We start from the raw sequence: 1,990 nt of genomic DNA on the forward strand, positions 1-1,990 counted from the left end.
CCCGCGGGTGCCGCTGACGACCAGCACTCCGGCGAGCGCGACCAGCGCGATCGGGATCATCAGCTCCTGCGCCTCGGCGTCCCGCTGGGACGCCAGCCAGGCGGTGAAGCCGGCGCAGCCGACCAGGGCCAGGACCGACACCACGTGCGCGCCGTCGATCAGCAGCAGCGGCAGCGCGTCGTAGGTCTGGGACGGCTTGGGCAGGCTCTTGGTGAGGCCGCCCGCCTTCAGCGGGTCCACCAGCAGGATGACCGTGGCCACCAGCGTGTAGGAGACCGCGAACAGCCAGGCCACGAACCGCACCTGGACGAGGCGGGCGATCAGCTCCACCATGCCGAGCGCGAGCCAGACCGGCGCGAGCAGCGCCGCGCCGAGCTCGACGACCCGGAAGACCGGCGGGTTGAACTTCATCAGGAAGCCCGCCGTCATGGCCAGCAGCGCCAGGGACAGCCCCACCTGGGTGACCGACCAGGCGATCAGGAAGAGCATCCGGTCCGTGGAGGCGCGCTTGACCAGCAACCCGGTGGCGATTAAGGCACCCAGGGTCGCCAGCAGGGCGAGGAGAGCGTTGACCATCGCGCCCCATGGTGCCCGATGCGGAGGGATGAGGGGTAACCCGGGCGCACTTTCCCACGCCCTGAGCGCTCTGCGGGCCGCTTTCGCCCAGGGCTCGGGACGGCCCCGGGACGTGAGTCACGCCAGGGGCTCCAGGGGCCTCCGGGGACGGGCTCCGATGCGACGGCGAGGACGCGGCAGGGGCATTGCCCCGTATAGCACCGCGTATCTACAGTGGCCTTTCACGCCTGAGGTCGCGTACGCACCGAGGAGAACTGCATGAGCAGCCTGACCCTCGACACCCGGTTCGCCCGCCCTTCGCCCCGGTCCGCGGCGGTCCCGCCCCGGCGCGCCGCGCGGGAGCCCGGCGACCTGATGAAGGCCCTGGTGCTGCGGGCCCGCGAGGGCGACGCCGAGGCGTTCGGGCAGCTCTACGGCCGGTACCTGGACCAGGTCTACCGCTACGTCTACCACCGGGTCGGCGCGCACTCCCTCTCCGAGGACCTGACCAGCGAGACGTTCCTGCGGGCGTGGCGGCGGATGGGCGACTTCAACTGGCAGGGCAAGGACTTCGGCGCGTGGCTGGTCACGATCGCCCGGAACCTGGTCGCCGACCACTTCAAGTCCGGCCGCCACCGGCTGGAGGTCTGCACCGCCGACCTGGTCGAGCCGGACCGCCCGCAGGAGGGGCCGGAGCACGCCGTGCTGGACTCGATCACCCACCGGGCCGTCCTCACGGCCGTCCGGGGCCTCGGCGAGGAGCAGCGCGAGTGCGTCGTGCTGCGCTTCATGCACGGCCTCTCGGTCGCGGAGACGGCCGTGGTGATGGGCAAGAAGACGGGCGCGGTCAAGGCGCTGCAGTACCGCGCCGTCCGGTCGCTGGCCCGGACTCTCCCGGACGACCTGCGGAGCTGACCGTGCGACGGGTTGAATACGCTCGGGTCATGCGGCACATCTGGCAGCGGGACTTCTGGCAGCGCGGGGACGAGGACCACGTGAGCGCGGGCGAGGCGGCGGCGGCCGCGGCGGAGCCCCACCCGCCGGTCCCCGCGGCCGACCGGCGGGCGGCGGCGTTCTTCGACGTGGACAACACGATGATGCGCGGCGCGTCCATCTACTACTTCGCGCGCGGGCTCGCCGCCCGCAAGCTGTTCACCCTGCGCGACCTGGCCGCGTTCGCGCTCGGGCAGGCCGCCTTCCGCGTCCGCGGCACCGAGAACGCCGAGCACATCTCCACCGCCCGCGAGGCCGCCCTGGCGTTCGTCGCCGGCCAGAAGGTCAGCGACATCGTCCGGCTCAGCGAGGAGATCTACGACGAGGTCATGGCCGACCGGATCTGGAGCGGCACCCGCTCGCTCGCCCTCCAGCACCTGGACGCGGGCCAGCAGGTGTGGCTCGTCACCGCCACGCCCGTCGAGGTGGCCCGCACGATCGC

General features: G+C 72.5%; 2 protein-coding genes and 1 pseudogene. 2 read left to right on the forward strand and 1 reads right to left on the reverse strand.

The genetic code is table 11. From position 1 onward, the window contains the following. Positions 1–576 (reverse strand): annotated as a pseudogene (locus tag AB0J52_RS38170) (putative quinol monooxygenase); the annotation flags it as partial. A gap of 258 nt (positions 577–834) precedes the next feature. Between AB0J52_RS38170 and AB0J52_RS38175 the strand changes: the two are divergent. Continuing rightward, entirely contained in the window at positions 835–1,470 is a 636-nt protein-coding gene (locus AB0J52_RS38175) for a sigma-70 family RNA polymerase sigma factor (RefSeq protein WP_500187888.1), read from the forward strand. Between the two features lie 29 nt (positions 1,471–1,499). Further along, positions 1,500–1,990, forward strand: a 491-nt coding sequence (locus AB0J52_RS38180) for an HAD family hydrolase (protein ID WP_500187889.1), incomplete at its 3' end; no start/stop codon positions are given.

This window comes from Spirillospora sp. NPDC049652, from assembly GCF_040675125.1.
Classification (GTDB): Bacteria; Actinomycetota; Actinomycetes; order Streptosporangiales; family Streptosporangiaceae; genus Spirillospora.

Bases quoted from the DNA above. Each gene is read 5' to 3' on its own strand.
- AB0J52_RS38175 (WP_500187888.1), top strand. From the start codon at position 835: ATGAGCAGCCTGACCCTCGACACCCGGTTCGCCCGCCCTTCGCCCCGG.